The sequence below is a fragment of the Caballeronia arvi genome (genome assembly GCF_001544695.2).
GTDB lineage: Bacteria > Pseudomonadota > Gammaproteobacteria > Burkholderiales > Burkholderiaceae > Caballeronia > Caballeronia arvi.
In genome coordinates this window covers 114,207-134,044 of record NZ_FCOM02000018.1, presented here as the reverse complement: position 1 = coordinate 134,044, position 19,838 = coordinate 114,207, and the positions used below count along the sequence as shown (strand labels likewise).

The window sequence follows — 19,838 nt, the reverse complement described above, 5'->3', positions numbered from 1 at the left end:
CCGCGATGCTCTTCGTCCAGTTCTCGCTCGGCTCCGACCGCTATCTGCTCGACAGCTCGCAGATCGAGCGCATGTTGCCGCTCGCGCCGCTGAAGGCACTGCCGGGTGCGCCCGCATGGGTCGCAGGCGTGCTCGATTACGAAGGCGCGAGCGTGCCCGTGATCGACATCGCGGCGCTTGCGCTCGCGCGTGCCTCGCATGAAAGGCTGTCGACGCGGCTCGCGCTCGTCGCTTATGCGCGGCGTGACGAAGAGGGCGTGACGACGCATCATCGGCTCGGTCTTCTGCTCGAACAGGCGACGCGCACGGTCACGTTCGATGCCGCTTCGTTCAGCGGCGCGGGCATCGACACACCGCACGCGCGCTATCTCGGCCCGCTCACGCGCGACGATTCCGGGCTGCTGCAATGGGTGCGCATCGAGCATCTGTTGCCCGATGACGTGCAGGCGCTGCTCTTCGCCGGGAGCGCGGCATGAGCGCGCTGCCGAGTGCCTTCGCCGACGAGTCGTCCGGCATCGGCCGCTTCATCGAACTGCTGCATCGGACGATCGGGCTCGATGCCGAGTCGATCGGCGCGAATTCGGTGTCGCGCGCGGTGCGCGAACGTTACACCCTGTGGCGCGATCGGGACGGCGGCACGCTCGACGATTACTATCGCGCGGTCACGCAAGACCCGTCGCGCATGCAGGAGCTGATCGAAGCGGTGGTCGTGCCGGAAACATGGTTCTTTCGCGATCCCGAAGCCTTTGCCGCGCTCGCGCGTCTTGCGCGCGTGCGTCTGCACGAACGTCCCGCGAAGCCCGTTCGCGTGCTGAGCGCGCCGTGCTCGACGGGCGAGGAAGCCTATACGATCGCGATGGCGCTGATCGAAGCGGGCATGCCCGCCGATCGCTTCACCATCGATGCGATCGATGTGAGCGAGCGCGCGCTCGCCATCGCACGACGCGCGCATTACGGGCGCAACGCGTTTCGCGGACGCGCGCTCGATTTTCGCGACCGTCATTTCCGCGCAGCCGATGGCGGTTGGCAGCTCGATCCCGCCGTCGCGCAAAGCGTGCGCTTTTCGCAGGCGAATCTGCTGCAACTCGACTCGCACGCATTCGAGCACTTCGATTTCATTCTGTGCCGCAACGTGCTGATCTATTTCGATCGCGATACGCAGTGCGCCGTGCTGCGCGTGCTCGATGGACTGCTCGCGCAAGGCGGCACGCTGTTCGTCGGTCCGGCGGAAACGGGGCTTCTGATGCGCGAGGGCATGAGTTCCGCGAACATTCCGCTCGCGTTCGCGTTCAATCGGCCCGAGCGTGCGAGCGCGAATGTCTTCAATGGCACGTGGCCGGGTGTTCCAGGCATGCCCGCCGTGAAGACGCCAGCGCCGTTCGTCTTGCCCGCGTGGGCGAGCGCGCCGCCTGTCGTTCGCGCGATGCCCGTCGTTGCGAAGCCGCGCGAAGCAGCGCCGGTGCAAATCGAGCCGGTGAAGAGTCTCGCAGAGGCACGCGCATTCGCCGATGCCGGTCGGCTCGATGCCGCCGCGCTCGCCGCGCGCGACTATCTGCGCGCGCATCCGTCGAACGCGGATGCCTACTATCTGCTCGGCGTCATCGCCGATGCGCGCGGCGAGCAGCATGAATCGCGCGGACATTATCGTCGCGCGCTGTATCTCGATCCCGCGCATCGCGAAGCGCTCACGCATCTCGCCGCATGCCTTTCGCTCGACGGCGATGAAAGCGGCGCGCGTCTGTTGCTTGCGCGCGCGGAACGCGTCACAGGGAGCGCGCGATGAACGCCCGCGACATCAAGATCACGATCGATATCGACGATTGCTGGAACCGCATCGGCGTGCGTGGCGATGCGTCGTGCCCGAAGCTCGAACGCTACGTGCATTGCCGCAATTGCCCGGCGCACGATGAAGCCGCGTCGCGCGTGCTCGATCGCGTCGAAGCGCGCACGACGATCGTTACATCGTCGAATATCAGGCGCGACGACAGCGAAGCCGACACGCTCTCCTGCCTCGTGTTTCGCATCGGCGGCGAATGGATTGGACTACCAACTAATGTTTGCGCGCAAGTGGCGCAACTGCGTCCGGTGCATTCGCTGCCGCATCGGCGGCATCGCGCGGTGCTGGGCGTCGCGAACGTACGCGGACGGCTGATCGTGTGCGCGTCGCTGGCGCGGCTTTTCGGTATCGAAGCAAGCGAAAGTGCCTTGAAAAGTGCGTCGATCGATGCCCGCGAACTCGGGCGTCTCATCGTCATGCAGCGCGGCAACGGCGAGCACGAAGGTCCGATCGCCTTTCCCGCCGATGCCGTCGATGGCGTGCATCGCTTCACGCGCGCGCAACTTCAGCCGGTGCCCGCGACGCTCGCGCAACGCCTGTCGTCGCACGCGCATGCGGTCGCCGCATTCAAGGACGCGACCGTCGGCCTGCTCGACGCGGATCGTCTCATCGACAGCCTGAACCGGAGTCTCGCATGACGAGCATCGATCCCGGCCGCGCATCGCTGCTCGAGCTCTTTCAGGAAGAGGCGCGTGGCCAGGCGCAGATTCTTTCCGATGGCCTCATCGCGCTCGAACGGGCGCCGCGCGATCCCGTCACGCTCGAAGCGTGCATGCGCGCCGCGCATTCGCTGAAGGGCGCGGCGCGGGTGGTCGGCGTGCCGGTCGGTGTGACGCTCGCGCATGTGATGGAGGATTGCTTCGTCGCGGCACAGGACGGGCGCGTCGTGCTCGATGCGGGGCATATCGACATGTTGTTGCGCGGCGTCGATCTGATCGTGCAGATCGGCGAGGCGCGCGACATCGACGCACAAACGGCGCTCGAACGCGAAGTGGATACCTTCGTCGAAGCGCTCAACGCGCGTCTCGAAGGCAAGGAAGTTGTACCCGAAGTAGCGCTCGAAGCGCTCGATCTCTCGCAGGAACTCACGCTGGCGGCACCGGTAGAAGAAGCGCTCGAGCCAGCCGCAGCGCCGTCACGCACAAACGACGCCCGCATGCTGCGCATGCGTGCCGACACGCTCGACCGCCTGCTGAGTCATTCGGGCGAATCGCTGGTCGAATCGCGCTGGCTGAAGCCATTTTCGCAATCGATGCTGCGTGTGAAACGCATCCAGCACGACGCGAGCCGCGCGCTCGACCGTCTGCATGAAACGCTGACCGAAGCGAACGCCACACAACTCGATGCGCGCGCTCACGCCTCGCTCGACGAAGTGCGCCGTCTCACGGCGGAAGCGCATCGACAACTGAGCGAGCGGCTCGCGGAGTTGGAAAACTTCGATCGTCGTTCGACGCATCTCGCGCAGCAGATCTACGACGAAGCGCTCGCATGCCGCATGCGTCCTTTCGTCGATGCGACCGGCGGCTTCGCGCGCATGGTGCGCGATGTCGCGCGTGGGCTCGGCAAGGATATCCGCCTCGTCATCGCGGGCGAGACGACGCAAGTGGACCGCGACATTCTCGATCTGCTCGACGCGCCGCTCGGTCATCTGTTGCGCAACGCGGTCGATCACGGCATCGAGGAGCCGTCGCTGCGCCGCGCGCTGGGCAAGCCCGAAACCGGCACGATCACGCTCGAAGCGCGTCATAGCGCGGGCTCGCTCTTCATCAGCGTGTCCGACGATGGCGCGGGCGTCGATCTCGAAGGTCTGCGCCGCGCGGTCGTGCGCAAGCATCTCGCGAACGAAGAGACCGCCGCACGTCTCACCGAAGCCGAGCTGCTCGAATTCCTCTTCCTGCCGGGCTTCACGATGCGCGATGCCGTCACCGATGTATCGGGCCGCGGCGTCGGCCTCGATGCGGTCCAGGACGTCGTGCGGCAGGTGCGCGGCAGCGTGCGCGTGACGCAGGAAGCGCACGCCGGCACGCGCTTCACCTTGCAACTGCCGCTGACCCTGTCGGTGATCCGCAGCCTGATCGTCGAGGTGGCGGGCGAGCCTTACGGCCTGCCGCTCGCGCATGTCGCGCGCACGCTCGTGCTGCCCGCGAGCGCCATCGATACGCTCGAAGGCCAGCAGCATTTCTCGTTCGATGGCAAGCGCGTCGGCCTCGTCACCGCGCATCAGATCCTGCAGACGGCCGCATTCGAAGCGGCGAGCGATGCGCTCAATGTCGTCGTCATCGGGCAGGGCGCGGCGAGTTACGGCGTCGTCGTGGATCGCTTTCTCGGAGAGCGCATGCTCGTCGTGCAGCCGCTCGACAAGCGGCTCGGCAAGGTGCGCAACATCGCGGCGGGCGCGCTGATGGAGAACGGCGATCCGCTGCTCATCGCCGATCCCGACGACTGGCTGCGTTCCGTCGAAAAGCTCGTCGGCAGCGGCGAGCTCGGGCGCGTGGGCGCGAGCGCGGCGCGTGCGAGCGTCGTGAGCGCGAAGCGCGTGCTCGTCGTCGACGACTCGCTGACCGTGCGCGAACTCGAACGCAAGCTGCTCGCCTCACGCGGCTATGACGTGTCCGTCGCGGTCGATGGCATGGACGGCTGGAACGCGGTGCGCGGCGCGGATTTCGATCTCGTCATCACCGATATCGACATGCCGCGTCTCGATGGCATCGAGCTCGTCACGCTCATCAAGCGCGATGCGCACTTGAGCGCAATGCCTGTGATGATCGTGTCGTACAAGGATCGCGCGGAAGACCGTCAGCGCGGCCTCGATGCGGGCGCGGACTATTACCTCGCGAAAGGCAGCTTTCACGATCAGGCGCTCATCGACGCGGTGCGCGATCTCATCGGCGAGGCAAGATCATGAAGATCGGCATCGTCAACGATGTGCCTTTGGCCGTCGAAGCGCTGAGGCGCGCGCTCGCGGCGCGGCCCGACTTTGAGATCGCTTGGATCGCGCACGACGGCCAGCAGGCCATCGACTACTGCGCGGCGCAGACGCCCGATGTCGTGCTGATGGATCTCGTGATGCCGAACGTCGATGGCGTGCAGGCGTCGCGGACCATCATGGCGCGCTCGCCGTGCGCGATTCTCGTCGTGACCGTCGATGTCGGCGCGAACGCGTGGCGCGTCTATGAGGCGATGGGCGCGGGCGCGCTCGACGCCGTCGATACACCCGCGCTCGCGGGCAGCGATGCGCGTCGCGGCGCGGCGGCGCTGATCGCGAAGATCGATCAGATCGGCGCGCGGCTTGCGTCGTCGGGCGTGTCGATTCCGCCCAAAAGCGCAGCGCGTCTGGTCGCGATCGGCGCATCGGCGGGCGGACCGTCGGCGCTCGCAACCGTGCTCGGCGCGTTGCCGAAGGACTTCGCCGCGGCGACCGTCATCGTGCAGCATGTGGACCGCGCGTTCGCCGAGGGCATGGCGCAGTGGCTCGATGCGCAATCGGCGCTGCCGGTGCGCGTCGCGCGCGAAGGCGACAAGCCCGCGCCCGGCGTCGTGCTGCTCGCCGCGACCAACGATCATCTGCATTTCGCCGATGCCGCGCGCCTCGGCTACACCGCGCATCCCGAGCAATTGCCTTACCGGCCTTCCGTCGACGTGTTCTTTCAGAGCGTGACCGAGCGCTGGATGGGACGCGCGCTGGGCGTGCTGCTGACCGGCATGGGCCGCGACGGCGCGATCGGCCTGAAGGCGATGCGCGCGAAGGGGTATCACACGATCGCGCAGGACGAGGCGACGAGCGCCGTCTACGGCATGCCGAAGGCCGCGGCCGCGCTCGATGCGGCCGTCTCGATACTGCCGTTGCCGCGTATCGCCGATGCGATCGCCAGGGCATTCGACTGACATCATCGAACCATCATCGATCAAGGACACGTTCATGGAATTTCCTCATCCCGACCCGCTGGCCGAGCGCGCGAAACGGGCGGCGGCAGCGGCCGCGGCGAGCATCGAGCGCGCGGGCACGCGTGCGATGGCGGACGAGCGCGCCGTGTCCGAGCTGCTCGCGGCCGCGCTGAACGCGCCGCCCGCCGCCGAGCTGCCGGTGATGGTCCTACTCGTGGACGATCAGGCGATCATCGCGGAGGCTTTGCGTCGCGCGCTCGCGGACGAGCCGAACGTCGATCTGCATTACTGCGCGAATCCTGAAGAGGCGCTGCGCACCGCGCAGGAAACCCGGCCCACGGTGATCCTGCAGGATCTCGTGATGCCCGGCGTCGATGGCCTGACGCTCGTGCGCCAGTATCGCGAGCATCCGGCGACGCGCGATATCCCGATCATCGTGCTCTCGACGAAGGAAGAGCCGCGCATCAAGAGCGCGGCGTTTGCTGCGGGCGCGAACGATTATCTGGTGAAGCTGCCCGATACGATCGAGCTCGTCGCGCGCGTGCGCTATCACTCGCGTTCGTATCAGAACCTGTTGCAGCGCGACGAGGCATATCGCGCGCTGCGTCAGTCGCAGCAGAAGCTGCTCGAAACGAATCTGGAATTGCAGCGGCTGACGCACTCGGACGGGTTGACGGGTTTGTCGAACCGTCGTCGTCTGGATGATTACCTGAATGCGGAATGGCGCCGTGCGGTGCGCGAGCATGCGGCCATCGGCTTCCTGATGATCGATGTCGATAACTTCAAGTCGTACAACGATACCTATGGCCACGTCGCCGGCGATGACGTCCTGAAGCTCATCGCGCATACGATCGAATCGAGTCTCGCCAGTCCCACCGATCTTGCGGCGCGCTTCGGCGGCGAGGAGTTCGCGGTGGTGCTGCTCTCGACGTCGGCGCCGGGGTTGCGCCTGCTCGGCGAGAAGATTCGCATCGCGGTGGAATCGCTCAACGTGCCGCATACCGGCTCGGCGAGCGGGCGCGTGACGATCAGCATCGGCGGCGCGACGCAAACGGCGATGCACGAGGATGCGTCGAAGCAGATCGTCGAGGCGGCGGATCTCGCGCTTTATCGCGCGAAGAGGGATGGGAAGAATCGGGTGATCATTACTTGAAGCGATACAAAAACGCGCGGCCTTCGAAACCGCGCGTTTTGTTTTTACATCAACCAATCCCTCATCGCCTGAACACCCCGAGCAGCAGCGTCGCGAGAAAGATCACGATAAAGATAAAGAACAGAATCTTGGCGATTTCCGCCGCGCCCGTTGCGATTCCGCCGAAGCCGAAGACGGCCGCGATGATCGCGATGATGAAGAAGATGACAGCGTAACGAAGCATGAAGCCCTCCCGTGGGGAACGGTTGATCGATCGATTCGCACGCGGACTGATGCCGCCGCCGCTTCGCTCATCAGGTTTTCACCGCGCGTACATCGTCTCGCTTATGGCCTGTGCGCCGCGCGGCATGTCGCTTAAAGCAACGGCCGTGCCCAACGCATCGGCCGCGCACTGCATGCAAAAACGCCGCAAACCCATCGGGCATTGCGGCGTCGCGGATCGCGCCTCCAGCGGCGCGACGGGCCCGGCTGTCGAGGCTAACGGCCTAGTGTGCGATCGGAGTCGGAATCATCGTCGTCGTCATCGTCGTCGACGTTGCTGAGCGCATCCGGCAGGTTGTTCTCCAATTCATCGCGTTCGATCTGATCAGCCAGGTCGAGGGATTTGCGCGTGGCGGGACCGGATGGGCGATTGGCTCCAGACATGGCGTACTCCTTGGACAGATTTCAAAGCCGCACCGACGATTCGGCGCGAACCAACGGACTAGCAAGGCATGTACGCGCCGGGCTGAAAACGCCGCCTTAAAGGATCGCTTAAGGATCACGCGACCGTTCGGGCGGCAAGGTGGACGAACATCGTTGATGAGAAAGAAACGCAGTCCCAATCTTGCAAGCGGGACGGCAGATTTTGCGTGCCGGCGCGAAAGGTCAGTATGCACCGGTCGGGCGTCGAGGCAAAGAGGGTGCGCGCTTTTCGCCCAAAGCGCGCTTTTACCCCATTCTCATATCACGCAAAGAAATGGGCGACGATCGGGTACAGCGAGAGCACGAGCAGCGCGGCCATCGTGATATTGAAGACGCGCAGCCAGCGCGGGTTCGCGAGAAAGCGCCGCAGCGACATGCCGAACGCCGCCCACATCGTGATGCACGGCAATCCGATCACGACGAGCACCAGCGCCATCAGCGCCGCATTCAGCGAGAGGCTCGCGTGCAGATGAATGGTCGTCGCGGCGGTGAGCACCATCATCCACGCTTTGGGATTGATCCACTGGAACGCGATCGCTTCGTGAAAGCGCATCGGGCGCGCCTGGCCGTCGCGCATCTGCACCGACGACGACGTGCCGATCTTCCACGCCAGATAAAGCAGATACGCGACGCTCGCCGCCTCCAGCGCGGTATACAGCCACGGCAGGCGATCGAAGGCCTGCGCCAGCCCGAGTCCCACCGCGATCATCAGGATCGCCATGCCCACGCTGATGCCGAGCACGTGCGGCACCGTGCGCTTCAGGCCGAAGTTCAGACCCGAGGCCAGCAGCATCGTATTGTTCGGGCCGGGCGTGATCGTCGTCACCAGCGCGAAGAGCGCGGCGGCGGGCAGGGCGTTCAGAAGATCGATGGGCATGGCGCGCTCCGGTACAAAGGGACTCGATGAGCCAAAGTGTACGGGAGCGGTCCGGTACAGTACCGATACAGATTGTGGGAAGGTTTCCGGTACGGTCTCGGGAGAAATCTCCCGACATGTTCCTCAGACGGGGAAAGGATTCCGCTCGGCGAAACCTTGCTGATGCCAGTATGGATATGCCGGCCGCACTGTGCTCGCCTCGTCGAGCTTCTTCACCTGCTCGGGCGTCAGATTCCAGCCGACCGCACCGAGGTTTTGCCGAAGCTGCTCTTCGTTTCGCGCGCCGATCAAGACCGTTGCAACCGTCGGACGCTGCAGCAGCCAGTTGAGCGCGATCTGCGGCACCGTCTTGCCGGTTTCCTCCGCGATGGCATCGAGCGCATCCACGACGCGGTACAGATACTCGTCCGGCACCGGCGGCCCCATGTCGGCGGTTTTATGCAGGCGGCTCGTCTCGGGCAGCGGCGCGCCGCGACGGATCTTGCCCGTGAGACGCCCCCAGCCGAGCGGGCTCCACACGATCGCGCCGACGCCCTGATCGAGTCCGAGCGGCATCAGCTCCCATTCGTAATCGCGGCCGATGAGCGAGTAGTACGTCTGATTTGCGACATGGCGCGGATAACCATAGCGGTCGGCCACGTCGAGCGATTTCTGCAGATGCCAGCCCGAAAAATTCGACACGCCCGTATAGCGGATCTTGCCCGCGCGCACGAGATCGTCGAGCGTGGAAAGCGTCTCTTCGACGGGCGTTTTCGCATCGAAGCCGTGTAGCTGGAACAAGTCGATGTAATCCGTCTGCAGGCGTTCGAGCGCCGCGTTCACGGCCCGGATGAGATGAAAGCGCGATGAGCCGACCGCGTTCGGGTCGTTCTGATCGAAACGGAACGTGGCCTTGGTCGAGACGATGACTTTGTCGCGACGTCCCTTGAGCGCTTCGCCGAGTATCGATTCCGATGTGCCGCGCGAATAGACGTCGGCGGTGTCGAACATCGTGACGCCCGCATCGAGACAAATGTCGACGAGCTTGCGCGCTTCGCTCACGTCGGTCTCGCCCCAAGCCTTGAAGAAGTCGCCCTTGCCGCCGAAGGTGCCGGTGCCGAAACTCAGGACGGGAACCCTGAAGCCCGAAGCGCCGAGATGTCGATATTCCATTGCTTGTCCTCGTGGATGAAGTCGGTCCATCGACGAGACTACCGCAACGGCTCAGCGCATGCAGAGCACACGCTAGCGGTGTTTGGCCGCGCGTTCGCCGAGCGTGTCGTAGATCGGCGGCACGCGCAGCAGCATCGGCACGATCATCGCGGTGAAGCAGGCAGTGAGCATCGGCAGAAGCAAGGAGAAGCTCGCGGTCATCTCCGTGACGAGCACGATGCCCGTGACCGGCGCGCGCACCACCGCGACGAAGAACGCCGCCATGCCGACCACCGCGAACGTGCCCGTGTCGCCGGTGGCGGGCGCCATGCCGGGGAACCAGTCGAGACACACGCGGCCGAACACGAGACCCGTTTGCGCGCCGAGCGCGAGCATCGGCGCGAAGATGCCGCCGGGCGTGCCCGCCGCATACGATAGCGGGCCTACGATGAAGCGCAACGCGAACATCGCCGTCACACCCAGAAGCGTGCCCCTGCCGAGCAGCGCTTGTTCGGTCAGCGCGTCGCCGCCGCCGGCGAGTTGCGGCGCGAACCATGCGAGCAGGCCGATCCCCACGCCGACCACGGCCGCGCGAATCGTTGCATGCCTGACCGAGCTGGGAGGCGCGAGCGCATCGGCGGTATCAAGCGTCCAGACGATCAGGCGGCTATAGAGCGCGCCGAGCAGGCCCAGCAGCGCGCCGAGCAGCAGATGCGCGCCGGTCATCGCGAAGCTGGGAAACGGCTGCGCGGGCAGGTGGAAGTCGGGCAGATCGCCGTGCAGGAGCCGCGCCATCGCGATCGCGCCCGCCGATGCGCCGAGCGCCGCAACCGCTGTGCGCGTATCGAAACGGCGCATGAGTTCTTCGAGCACGAACACAGCGCCCGCGATCGGCGCGTTGAAAGCAGTCGCAAGCCCCGCGCCCGCGCCCGCCGCGAGCAGCACGCGGCAATCGACGACATTGCGTCTGAAGAACGTGCCGAGCCCATGCGCGATCGATGCGCCCATCTGCACCGTCGGGCCTTCGCGGCCGAGCGCGAGCCCCGCGCCGATGGCGAGCACGCCGCCCACGAACTTGATCGGAATGAGGATGAGCGGCGCGGGCGGCAATCTGCCATGCAGCACCGCTTCGACATGCGGAATGCCGCTGCCGCTCGCCATCGGCGCGAAGCGTGCGACGAGCCACGCAGCGAGCGCGGCGGCGCCCGACGCCGCGAGCACCACAAGCACGATGGCCGCATCGTGCCCAGCATGCCCCCACGCGATGAACGCGTTGCGCCAGATATCGGCGCGTTCGAGCGCGAAGCGAAAGAGCACGCCCGTCGTGCCCGTCACGGCGCCGACGACGATCGACGCCGCCGCGAGCGGAACGAGCCCTGCGCGTTCGTCGTTCTCGATGTTCACTTCGGTGACTTCGTTATCGCTCATCGCGCATGTCGCTCCGGAATCGGCGTGTATCGGCATGTGCAACGAAGCGTAGCATCAGGCGGCGGGCATGGTGCTTGCAAAACGAAAGTTATTTGGCCGCGGAGTGCTTCCCAGGCACATGAGCAACGCACACCACGACGAGCCGTTTTTCCAGCCGGGACGCAATTGCGCGAGCGTGCGTCACGCGCGGCGCTTCGGTCTTCTCATCGACGGCGCCGATTATTTCCGCGTGCTGCGTGAAGCGATCACGCGCGCGGAACGCACCGTGTTCATTCTCGGCTGGGATATCGACAGCCGCATGAAGCTTACGCCCGAAGGCGCGGACGATGGCTATCCGGAGGCGCTCGGCGACTTCCTGCACGCGGTCACAGCGAACAGGCGCCGTCTGCGCATCTACATTCTCGCGTGGGACTTCGCGATGCTCTATGCATTCGAGCGCGAATGGCTGCCGGTCTACAAGATGGGCTGGCGCACGAACCGGCGCATCGCGTTCCAGATGGACGGCAAGCATCCGATGGGCGCCTCGCAACATCAGAAGCTCGTCGTGATCGATGATCGCGTTGCGTTCGTCGGCGGTCTCGATCTCACGCGCTCGCGTTGGGACACGAACGCGCATGCGCCCGACGAGCCGCTGCGCCGCGATGCGAACGGCGCGCGCTATCAGCCGTTTCACGACGTCCACACGATGTTCGACGGCGATGCCGCACGCGAAATCGGGCTGCTTGCGCGCGAACGCTGGGCGCGCGCATGCGGCAAGCGGCTCGCGATCCGTGCGCATCGCGCGGAGAATCGCGACGATCCGTGGCCGCCTTCGCGACGCGTCGATCTCGAAGACGTGCAGATCGCGATCTCGCTGACCGAACCCGCCTATCTCGGCCGCGATCCCGTGCAGCAGATCCGCACACAGTATCTCGACGCCATCGCGCGGGCGCGGCGCAGCATCTACATCGAGAATCAATACTTCACGTCGGGTACGGTGGGCGCTGCACTCGCCGATTCGCTCGCGCGCGAGGATGGCCCCGATCTCGCCATCGTCGTGCCGCGCAATCAAAGCGGATGGTTGCAGGAAGTGACGATGGGCGTGCTGCGCGCGCGCCTGCACGAACTGCTGAAGAAGGCGGACACGCACGGACGTTATCGCCTGATGTGCCCGACCGTGCCGAAGCTCGACGACGAGATCGTCAACGTGCACAGCAAGCTGATGATCGTCGACGACGAATTGCTGATCGTCGGCTCGGCCAACCTGAACAATCGTTCGATGGTGCTCGACAGCGAATGCAACGTGTCGATCGATGCGGGCGCCGATGCGCGTATCCGCCGCGCGATGGCGACGATGCGTGACACGCTGCTCGCCGAGCATCTCGGCTGTGCGATCGATGACGTCGTGCGCGAACGTCAGGCGCGCGGCGGCATGAACGCGGCGATTGCCGCGCTCTTGCGCGAGCGCGACGAACATCGCACGTTGGTGCCGCTCGACCCGCAAGTGTCGACGGAACTCGATCAGTTGATTCCGCCCGAAGCGCTCATCGATCCCGAAACGCCGATCGGCGCCGACGAGCTCGTCGATCAGTTCGTGCCCGCGGAAAAGACGCGCCCGCTCATCGGACGCTTCGCGCTGCTCGGCGCGCTCGCGCTGATGATCGTGGTCGTCGCGGGTCTGTGGCACTGGACGCCGCTCGCCGACTATGTGAGCCTGAAGTCGCTCACGAACGCGACGCGGCGCATCGAAGCGCTGCCTTTCGCGCCGCTCTGGATCCTGCTCGCCTATGTGACCGCAGCCGTGAGCGCTGTACCGATCACGCTGCTCATCGCGACGACGGGCGTCGTCTTCGGTGCGCCGTGGAGCGGCGTCTATGCGTTCGTCGGCACGACGATCGCGGCCGCCATCTCGTATTCGCTCGGCAACTGGCTCGGCCGCGATGCCGTGCGCAAGCTCGCGGGCACACGCGTGAACCGGCTGTCCGAGCGCGTGGGCAAGCGCGGCATCGTCGCGGTCGTGGTGTTGCGGCTCTTGCCGGTCGCGCCGTTTGCGATCGTCAACCTCGTTGCGGGGGCATCGCATATCCGCATGCGCGACTTCATGATCGGCACGATGCTCGGCATGGGGCCGGGCATCGTTCTGACGGTCGCGTTCGCGCATCAGCTCGTCGCTTCGCTGCATCGGCCGACGGTCGGCTCGTTCGCGGTGCTGATCGGCATCGGCGCGGCGCTGATCGGTGTATCGCTGTTGTTGCAGCGCTTTCTCGGCCGCGCGGATCGTCACGAGGTGCACGAAGGCGCGCCGAGCGACGCCGACAAGCCACGCGCAACCGATGAAGCGAAACGCGCGAACGCATTGCGTGAAAGCGGCACGATGCCGTGCGAATCGAAGAACGAGCGCCCCGACGAGGTCAACTCATGACGCCGATGCCTGACGCCGTCATCGAACAGGAAGGCATGAGCTACGCGCGTGCGAAGGAGCTGCGCATCGCGACTTACAACTTGCACGGCGCGGTAGGCATCGACGGGAAGTTTGCACCGGAGCGCATCGGCGCAGTGCTCGCCGAAATCGATGCGGACATCTTTGCGTTGCAGGAGGTTCCGCTCGGCGGCAGCGGCTCGCCCGATGTGCTCGACATGCTGCAACGCATGACCAACCTGCATGCCGTGCCGGGCCCGACGCTCGACAGCCCCGAGCGGCGTTACGGCAACGCGGTGCTCACGCGCTATCCGGTGCGCGCGGTGCGCACGCTCGACCTTTCGTTCGGAAGCCGCGAGCCGCGCGGCGCGCTCGATGCCGACATCGATTGCGGCGGCGAAGTGTGGCGCGTGGTCGCGACGCATCTCGGTCTCGCATCGAGCGAAAGGCGCGCGCAAGTGGAGCAAGTGCTGCAAAGCTTCGATACGCCCGCGCTGCCCGTCATCCTGCTCGGCGATCTCAACGAGTGGTTCGTTTATGGTCGAACGTTGCGGCGGCTCGTCACGCACTTTCATCGCGCGAGCGCGTTGCGCACCTTTCCGACGCGCTATCCGCTCTTCGCGCTCGATCGCATCTGGGTGCATCCGGGCGAGCGTCTGATGCGTGTCGACGTGCATCGCACACGGCTTTCGCGCATCGCGTCCGATCACTATCCGTTGATCGCTCATATCGCGCATCGCACGTTTACCTCTTCTGTGCAGGGCTAAAACGCATCGCGTCATCGCCGTCGATGTATCGAAGACGATGATCTGTCAGCGCGACACCACGAAAAACCCCTATAAAAACGATATAAAAGCGCAAAAGACTCGCACGAAGTCGCTTGGTCTATGTAGAATCCGGCGTGATACGAACGCATCGGTGCGGACGTATTCGAACATCACTGACCAAAAACAGGTAGGAGAAACATGTCGACTTCCGCTAAAACCGCTGCCAAGAAAGCCCCGGCCAAGAAGGCCACGGCGAAGACCGCCGCCGCACCGGCGAAGAAAGCAGCAGCACCGAAGGTTGCCGCAAAGAAGGTAGCCGCGAAGAAGACCACGGGCGCTCCCTCGCCGATCAAGGATACGTTCACCAAGGCATCGCTCGCGACGCATCTCTCCGAGCGCGCGGCTGTCGACGTGAAGGCGGTGAAGGCCGTGCTGGTCGCGCTGGAAGACACCATCCTCGGCTCGATCCACAAGAAGGGCGCAGGCGAATTCACGCTGTCGGGCCTTCTGAAGATCACCGCGCAAGCCGTGGCGGCAAAGAAGAAGCGCTTCGGCAAGGACCCGTTCACGGGTGAAGAGCGCTGGTTCCCGGCGAAGCCGGCAAGCGTTCGCATCAAGGCGCGCGCGCTGAAGAAGCTGAAGGACGCAGCGGCTTAAGTCGGTTCGTTAGCGTTGCATGCTTCGGTTTCGTTGGCGGAATCGAAGCTCGATGAAAAAGAGGCCAGCTATCCCTTGATAGGGAAGCTGGCCTCTTTTGCTTCGTATTTGATCAACGCGCGTTATGCCCGGCGAAAGTTTCGCTCAACCAATCCGCGAAAACCCGCACACGCGCCGAGAGCTGACGGTTATGCGGATAGAGCACGGAGACCGGCATCGGCGGTGGAGGAAGGTTCGGAAGCACGGCTTGCAGGCGGCCATCGGCGAGCGCATCGTCGATGTGATAACGCGGCACCTGAACGATGCCGAGTCCCGCGAGCGCGGCTTGCGTATAGAGCTCGACGCCCGTCACGGAGACCGTCGCGCGCAATTCGATGCTCTCGATGCCGTCGTCGACCGTGAACTCCAGCGGCAGCACGCGGCCCGTCGCGCTCGACAGATAGTTCACCGCGCGATGCGATGCGAGCGCTTCGAGATCGTCCGGCACGCCTTCGCGCGACAGATACGCAGGGCTCGCCACCGTCACCTGTTCAAGCAGCGCGACGCGCCGGCCGATCATCGACGAATCCTGCAACGTGCCCGCGCGCAGCACGCAATCGACGCCTTCACGCACGAGATCGACGAGTCTGTCGTCCTCGCCGATATGCAGTTCGATTTGCGCATGGCTTTCAAGGAACGCGGGCAGTCCCGGCATGATGAAGTGTCGCGCGAGCGTGCCTTGCAGATTCACGCGCAAGAGACCTTTCGGCTCGGCATGCCTGAACGAGCCTTCGGCTTCCTCCAGATCCGCGATCAGACGCACGCAGCGACGGTAGTGCGCTTCGCCATCGTGCGTGAGGCGCACCGAGCGCGTCGTGCGTTCGAGCAGGCGCGCGCCGAGCCGTTCTTCCAGACGCTTCATCAGATTGGTGACGGTGGCGCGCGGAATCTGCAGATCGTCGGCGGCCTGCGTGAAGCTGCGCCGCTCCGCGATGCGCACGAACACCTGCATTTCCTGGAATCGATCCATTGGAATCAGCTCTGCGATTGTTGAAGCAACTGGAACGATGATACTAAGCCAGACGCGATGATCGCGGAAACGGAATGATTCATCATGCTTCTCATCGAACAGCCCACTTTGAGGAGCACGACATGAGTCAGACCCAAACGAAACGCGTTGCAATCGTCACGGGTGCGTCGCGCGGCATCGGCGCACAGATCGCGCGGCGTCTCGCGCAAGACGGCTTTGCCGTCGCGGTGAACTATGCGGCGAGCGCGAAGGAAGCGGATGCGCTCGTTGCCGAGTTGCACGAAGCAGGCAGCGCCGCGCTTGCTGTGAAAGCGGACGTCGCGAATGCGGATGACGTGCGCCGCATGTTCGAGACGGTCGAGAACGAGCTCGGCAAGGTCGATGCGCTCGTCAACAACGCGGGCGTGCTGAAGACCGTGCCGCTGGCCGACACAAGCGACGCGCTCTACGATCAGACGTTCGACATCAATGTGCGCGGCACCTTCAACACGCTGCGCGAAGCGGCGGCGCGCATGAACGGCGGCGGGCGCATCGTGAATTTTTCGAGCACGACGCTCGCGCTCAACATGCCTGGCTACGCGATCTATAACGCGACGAAGGCGGCTGTCGAATCGTTCACGCACGTGTTCGCGAAGGAGTTGCGCGGGCGCGGCATCACGGTGAATGCGGTTGCGCCGGGACCGGTTGCAACGTCGCTGTTCCTCGATGGCAAGACCGACGAGCAGATCGCCGCATTCTCGAAGATGCCGCCGCTGGAACGCCTCGGTCAACCGGACGATATCGCGGCGGTGGTCGCGTTTCTCGTCGGACCGGATGCGGCCTGGGTCAACGGACAGGTGTTGCGCGCGAACGGCGGCGTTGCTTGAGCGGTGTCTAGAACGTCAGCGCGAATTGATCGGATGCAATCGCGCGGTGCCTTGTCGCGCGTTTCATTGACCGCGTGACGATGGCGTTCACCGAAGGCGCATCTTGTACGACGAGATGAAACGACGGCCGCGCGTCGCACGCGATCCATGTCAGTTGTCCCGACGCAAGGCGCTTCGCGATCAGGCCGTAGACATCGGCATCGAACGGCCGCAGGTCGGGCGCATCGGCGAGCAATGAAGCGATGCCGTCGCGCGTCGCGCACGTGCCGATATAGCACCATCGATCGATGACATGCCACGCCTCGCGGCCCGATGCTTCGTCGCGCTCGGCAATCGCGATCGGCCCTTCGTGCGGCCATCGCGCGAGCCGCGAGCTTTGCAGCGCATCGAGCGCGCGCGCCGCGTGATCCGTGAGCGTTTCGATTCCCGCGCACGATCCGAGGCAGCGTTTCACCTGATAGCCGAAACAGCCGCGGCCACGCGACAGCGGCGCTTTTTCGAGGCCGAGCGTCGCGTGACAGAGGTTGTGCTCATCGGCGCAATGACGCATGAACGCGAGCGCCTTTGCGCGCGATGCGAACACGCCAAACAGATGTTCCTCGCGCGACAGATCGCGCCTGCTCGCCTTCACGAGCGCCGGCGCGCTCGCGCCCGGCAGCCATTGCCACGCGCACGTTCCCGATGCGCGTTTGAGCAGGCGATTGTGCGTCGGCTTCAGATCCTTTACGAGCTTCGCTTCGAGCAGCAGCGCGCCGAGTTCTCCGACCGTCTCGCGGGTTTCGATGCGACGAATGGCCTGCGAGATCGACAAGTCCTTCTGAAGCCTGTGATCGCCCGAAAAATGCGCCGCGACGCGCTGTTTCAGGTTGATGCTCTTGCCGACATAGAGCGGCACGTCGTCGTCGCCGTGAAAGAGATAGACGCCGGGCGACGACGGCAGCGCGTCGAGCGCGCCTTCGGGCAGCGCGGCGGGCAGGCTCGCGCGCCGCACGAGCGTCTTGATGGCGGCATCGACGAGATCTTGCGGATACAACGTGTGAATCTTCTGCCAGAACTGCCAGAGGAGATCGGCGTCGGCGAGCGCGCGATGGCGTCCTTCGGGCGCGAGATTCAGGCGTGCGATGAGCGCATCGAGCCCGTGACGTTCGACCGATGGAAAGAGCGCGCGCGACAGCCGCACCGTGCACAGCGTATCCGCGCGAAACGCGATGCCCGCGCGGCGGAATTCGTTCTTCAGAAAGCCGTAGTCGAAGCGCGCGTTGTGCGCAACGAAGAGCTTGCCGTGCAGTCGTTCGACCAGCGCGGGCGCAAGCGATTCGAAAGTCGGCTGGCCGCGCAGCATCGCATCTTCGATGCCCGTCAGGCGCGAGATGAACGGCGGCACCGGCAGACCCGGATCGACCAGCACGCTCCATCGTTCGATGCCCGCCGTGCTCGCTTCCACGACGCCGATTTCGGTGATGCGGTCTTCGGTCGCGTTCGAGCCGGTGGTTTCCAGATCGACGAACACGATGGGACGCGCGAGTCCTGCGAGCAGGGCATCGGCCAGGGAATCGTTTTCGTCTTGGGGGGCTTCGGACATGATGAAACGCTGAACGCAAGCGGCAAGTCTAGCGCGAAAACCCCGAGCGTCATTCACGCGCGAGAAAAAAGTGGCACATGTCACGCACTTTCGTCCGATACTGCAATGGACACGCGTCGAAAAACGAAGGACGCACATGATGCAGATCTACGATGAAATGCGTCAGGACGACACCGTGCGCAACCACTACGCACGGTTTTCCCGCTGGCTCGCGATGCAGAGCGCCGAGACCATCGCGCGCAAACGTGCCGAGGCGGACGTGCTGTTCCGGCGCGTGGGCATCACGTTCGCGGTGAACGGAGTGAACGGCGTGGACGGCGACTCGTCCGGCACGGAGCGGCTCATTCCCTTCGACATGATTCCGCGCATCATCCCCGGCGATGAATGGCGCGTGCTCGAAGCCGGCCTGCGTCAGCGCGTGCAGGCGCTCAATCTCTTTCTGCACGATATCTATCACGACGGCGACATCGTGCTCGCCGGGCGCATTCCGGCCGAGCAGGTCTATACGAACGCGCAATATCGGCCGGAGATGCAGAACGTCGACGTGCCACTCGACGTGTACGCGCATATCGCGGGCATCGACGTGGTGCGCGCGGGAGAAGCGGGCGAGTTCTACGTGCTCGAAGACAATCTGCGCGTGCCCTCGGGCGTCTCGTACATGCTCGAAAACCGCAAGATGATGATGCGGCTCTTTCCAGAGCTCTTCGTGCAGAACCGCGTCGCGCCGGTCGCGCATTATCCCGATCTGCTGCTGGACACGCTGCGCTCGATCGCGCCCGAAGGCGTCGACGATCCCACGGTCGTCGTGCTGACGCCGGGCATGTACAACTCAGCGTATTTCGAGCACACGTTTCTCGCGCAGCAAATGGGCGTGGAGCTCGTCGAAGGCAAGGATCTCTTCGTCGACGACAACTATGTCTTCATGCGCACGACGCACGGGCCGCGCCGCGTGGACGTGATCTACCGCCGCGTCGATGACGACTTTCTCGATCCGCTCGCCTTTCGCGCGGATTCGACGCTGGGCATTCCGGGACTTTTGACGTCGTATCGCGCGGGGCGCGTGACGCTCGCGAATGCGATGGGCACCGGCATCGCCGATGACAAATCGATCTATCCGTTCGTGCCCGGCATGATCGAGTTCTATCTCGGCGAGAAGCCCATTCTGAATAACGTGCCGACCTATCAATGCCGCAAGCCGGATGATCTCGCCTACACGCTCGCGCATCTGCCGGAGCTCGTCGTGAAGGAAGTGCACGGCGCGGGCGGCTACGGCATGCTGGTCGGTCCGGCATCGACGAACGATGAAATCGAAGCCTTCCGCGCGCGGCTTATATCGAAGCCCGAAGGCTATATCGCCCAGCCGACGCTCGCGCTCTCCGCATGTCCGACCTTCGTCGATGCGGGCATCGCGCCGCGGCATATCGATTTGCGGCCGTTCGTGCTCTCCGGCCGCGAAGTGTCGATGTGCGCGGGCGGCCTGACGCGCGTCGCGCTGCGCGAAGGCTCGCTCGTCGTCAATTCATCGCAGGGCGGAGGCACGAAAGATACATGGATGGTCGAATGA

Annotated in this window: 18 protein-coding genes; 11 read left to right on the top strand and 7 right to left on the bottom strand. The window is 64.8% G+C overall.

Annotated elements, in window-relative coordinates:
• Positions 1 to 5: 5 nt before the first annotated feature.
• The 6 genes from AWB74_RS21050 to AWB74_RS21025 are packed head-to-tail and all read left to right on the top strand — an operon-like array spanning position 6 to position 6,875.
• Complete coding sequence (locus AWB74_RS21050) at positions 6 to 476, top strand: chemotaxis protein CheW (protein ID WP_061148661.1); 471 nt, start codon at positions 6 to 8, stop codon at positions 474 to 476.
• Positions 473 to 1,783, top strand: coding sequence for a CheR family methyltransferase (locus AWB74_RS21045; protein ID WP_061148660.1), 1,311 nt, complete (start codon positions 473 to 475; stop codon positions 1,781 to 1,783). The genes AWB74_RS21050 and AWB74_RS21045 overlap by 4 nt, the downstream gene beginning before the upstream one ends.
• Positions 1,780 to 2,475, top strand: a complete 696-nt coding sequence (locus AWB74_RS21040; RefSeq protein WP_061148659.1) for a chemotaxis protein CheW — start codon at positions 1,780 to 1,782, stop codon at positions 2,473 to 2,475. Before AWB74_RS21045 ends, AWB74_RS21040 begins: the two co-directional genes overlap by 4 nt.
• Positions 2,472 to 4,742 carry a hybrid sensor histidine kinase/response regulator gene (locus AWB74_RS21035; RefSeq protein WP_061148658.1) on the top strand — a complete coding sequence of 757 codons (2,271 nt, stop codon included), beginning with the start codon at positions 2,472 to 2,474 and terminating at the stop codon, positions 4,740 to 4,742. The genes AWB74_RS21040 and AWB74_RS21035 overlap by 4 nt, the downstream gene beginning before the upstream one ends.
• Entirely contained in the window at positions 4,739 to 5,722 is a 984-nt protein-coding gene (cheB, locus tag AWB74_RS21030) for a chemotaxis response regulator protein-glutamate methylesterase (protein ID WP_061148657.1), read from the top strand. Before AWB74_RS21035 ends, cheB begins: the two co-directional genes overlap by 4 nt.
• A 34-nt stretch (positions 5,723 to 5,756) precedes the next feature.
• A complete protein-coding gene (locus AWB74_RS21025) occupies positions 5,757 to 6,875 on the top strand; it encodes a diguanylate cyclase (RefSeq protein ID WP_096032025.1) in 1,119 nt (372 codons plus the stop codon).
• 61 nt (positions 6,876 to 6,936) lie between these two features.
• Here the strand turns inward: AWB74_RS21025 and AWB74_RS21020 are convergent, their stop codons facing one another.
• From AWB74_RS21020 to clcA, 5 genes are all read right to left on the bottom strand, one after another.
• Positions 6,937 to 7,098, bottom strand: coding sequence for a DUF1328 family protein (locus tag AWB74_RS21020; protein ID WP_008352793.1), 162 nt, complete (start codon positions 7,096 to 7,098; stop codon positions 6,937 to 6,939).
• 254 nt (positions 7,099 to 7,352) lie between these two features.
• Positions 7,353 to 7,520 carry a hypothetical protein gene (locus tag AWB74_RS46455; protein WP_160110294.1) on the bottom strand — a complete coding sequence of 56 codons (168 nt, stop codon included), beginning with the start codon at positions 7,518 to 7,520 and terminating at the stop codon, positions 7,353 to 7,355.
• 301 nt (positions 7,521 to 7,821) lie between these two features.
• Positions 7,822 to 8,436: a LysE family translocator gene (locus AWB74_RS21015; protein ID WP_061148656.1), complete on the bottom strand. Its 615-nt coding sequence runs from the start codon at positions 8,434 to 8,436 to the stop codon at positions 7,822 to 7,824.
• 123 nt (positions 8,437 to 8,559) lie between these two features.
• Complete coding sequence (locus AWB74_RS21010; protein ID WP_061148655.1) at positions 8,560 to 9,588, bottom strand: aldo/keto reductase; 1,029 nt, start codon at positions 9,586 to 9,588, stop codon at positions 8,560 to 8,562.
• 72 nt (positions 9,589 to 9,660) lie between these two features.
• A complete protein-coding gene (gene clcA, locus AWB74_RS21005; RefSeq protein WP_061148654.1) occupies positions 9,661 to 10,995 on the bottom strand; it encodes a H(+)/Cl(-) exchange transporter ClcA in 1,335 nt (444 codons plus the stop codon).
• 118 nt (positions 10,996 to 11,113) lie between these two features.
• On the opposite strand from clcA, the gene AWB74_RS21000 reads away from it, so the two are divergent.
• The 3 genes from AWB74_RS21000 (at position 11,114) to AWB74_RS20990 (ending at position 14,817) form a co-directional block, all read left to right on the top strand.
• Positions 11,114 to 13,396 (top strand): VTT domain-containing protein, encoded by a 2,283-nt coding sequence (locus tag AWB74_RS21000; RefSeq protein WP_061148653.1) that lies wholly within the window; start codon positions 11,114 to 11,116, stop codon positions 13,394 to 13,396.
• Positions 13,393 to 14,160 carry an endonuclease/exonuclease/phosphatase family protein gene (locus tag AWB74_RS20995; protein WP_061148652.1) on the top strand — a complete coding sequence of 256 codons (768 nt, stop codon included), beginning with the start codon at positions 13,393 to 13,395 and terminating at the stop codon, positions 14,158 to 14,160. Before AWB74_RS21000 ends, AWB74_RS20995 begins: the two co-directional genes overlap by 4 nt.
• Positions 14,161 to 14,358: 198 nt before the next feature.
• Complete coding sequence (locus AWB74_RS20990) at positions 14,359 to 14,817, top strand: HU family DNA-binding protein (protein ID WP_061148651.1); 459 nt, start codon at positions 14,359 to 14,361, stop codon at positions 14,815 to 14,817.
• 112 nt (positions 14,818 to 14,929) lie between these two features.
• On the opposite strand, the gene AWB74_RS20985 is transcribed toward AWB74_RS20990, so the two are convergent.
• Positions 14,930 to 15,826: a LysR family transcriptional regulator gene (locus tag AWB74_RS20985; RefSeq protein WP_061148650.1), complete on the bottom strand. Its 897-nt coding sequence runs from the start codon at positions 15,824 to 15,826 to the stop codon at positions 14,930 to 14,932.
• Between the two features lie 122 nt (positions 15,827 to 15,948).
• Between AWB74_RS20985 and AWB74_RS20980 the strand changes: the two genes are divergently transcribed.
• Positions 15,949 to 16,692, top strand: coding sequence for an SDR family oxidoreductase (locus tag AWB74_RS20980; protein WP_061148649.1), 744 nt, complete (start codon positions 15,949 to 15,951; stop codon positions 16,690 to 16,692).
• A gap of 7 nt (positions 16,693 to 16,699) precedes the next feature.
• Here the strand turns inward: AWB74_RS20980 and AWB74_RS20975 are convergent, their stop codons facing one another.
• Positions 16,700 to 18,274 carry a 3'-5' exonuclease family protein gene (locus AWB74_RS20975; protein WP_061148648.1) on the bottom strand — a complete coding sequence of 525 codons (1,575 nt, stop codon included), beginning with the start codon at positions 18,272 to 18,274 and terminating at the stop codon, positions 16,700 to 16,702.
• A gap of 139 nt (positions 18,275 to 18,413) precedes the next feature.
• On the opposite strand from AWB74_RS20975, the gene AWB74_RS20970 reads away from it, so the two are divergent.
• Positions 18,414 to 19,838, top strand: coding sequence for a circularly permuted type 2 ATP-grasp protein (locus AWB74_RS20970; protein WP_061148686.1), 1,425 nt, complete (start codon positions 18,414 to 18,416; stop codon positions 19,836 to 19,838).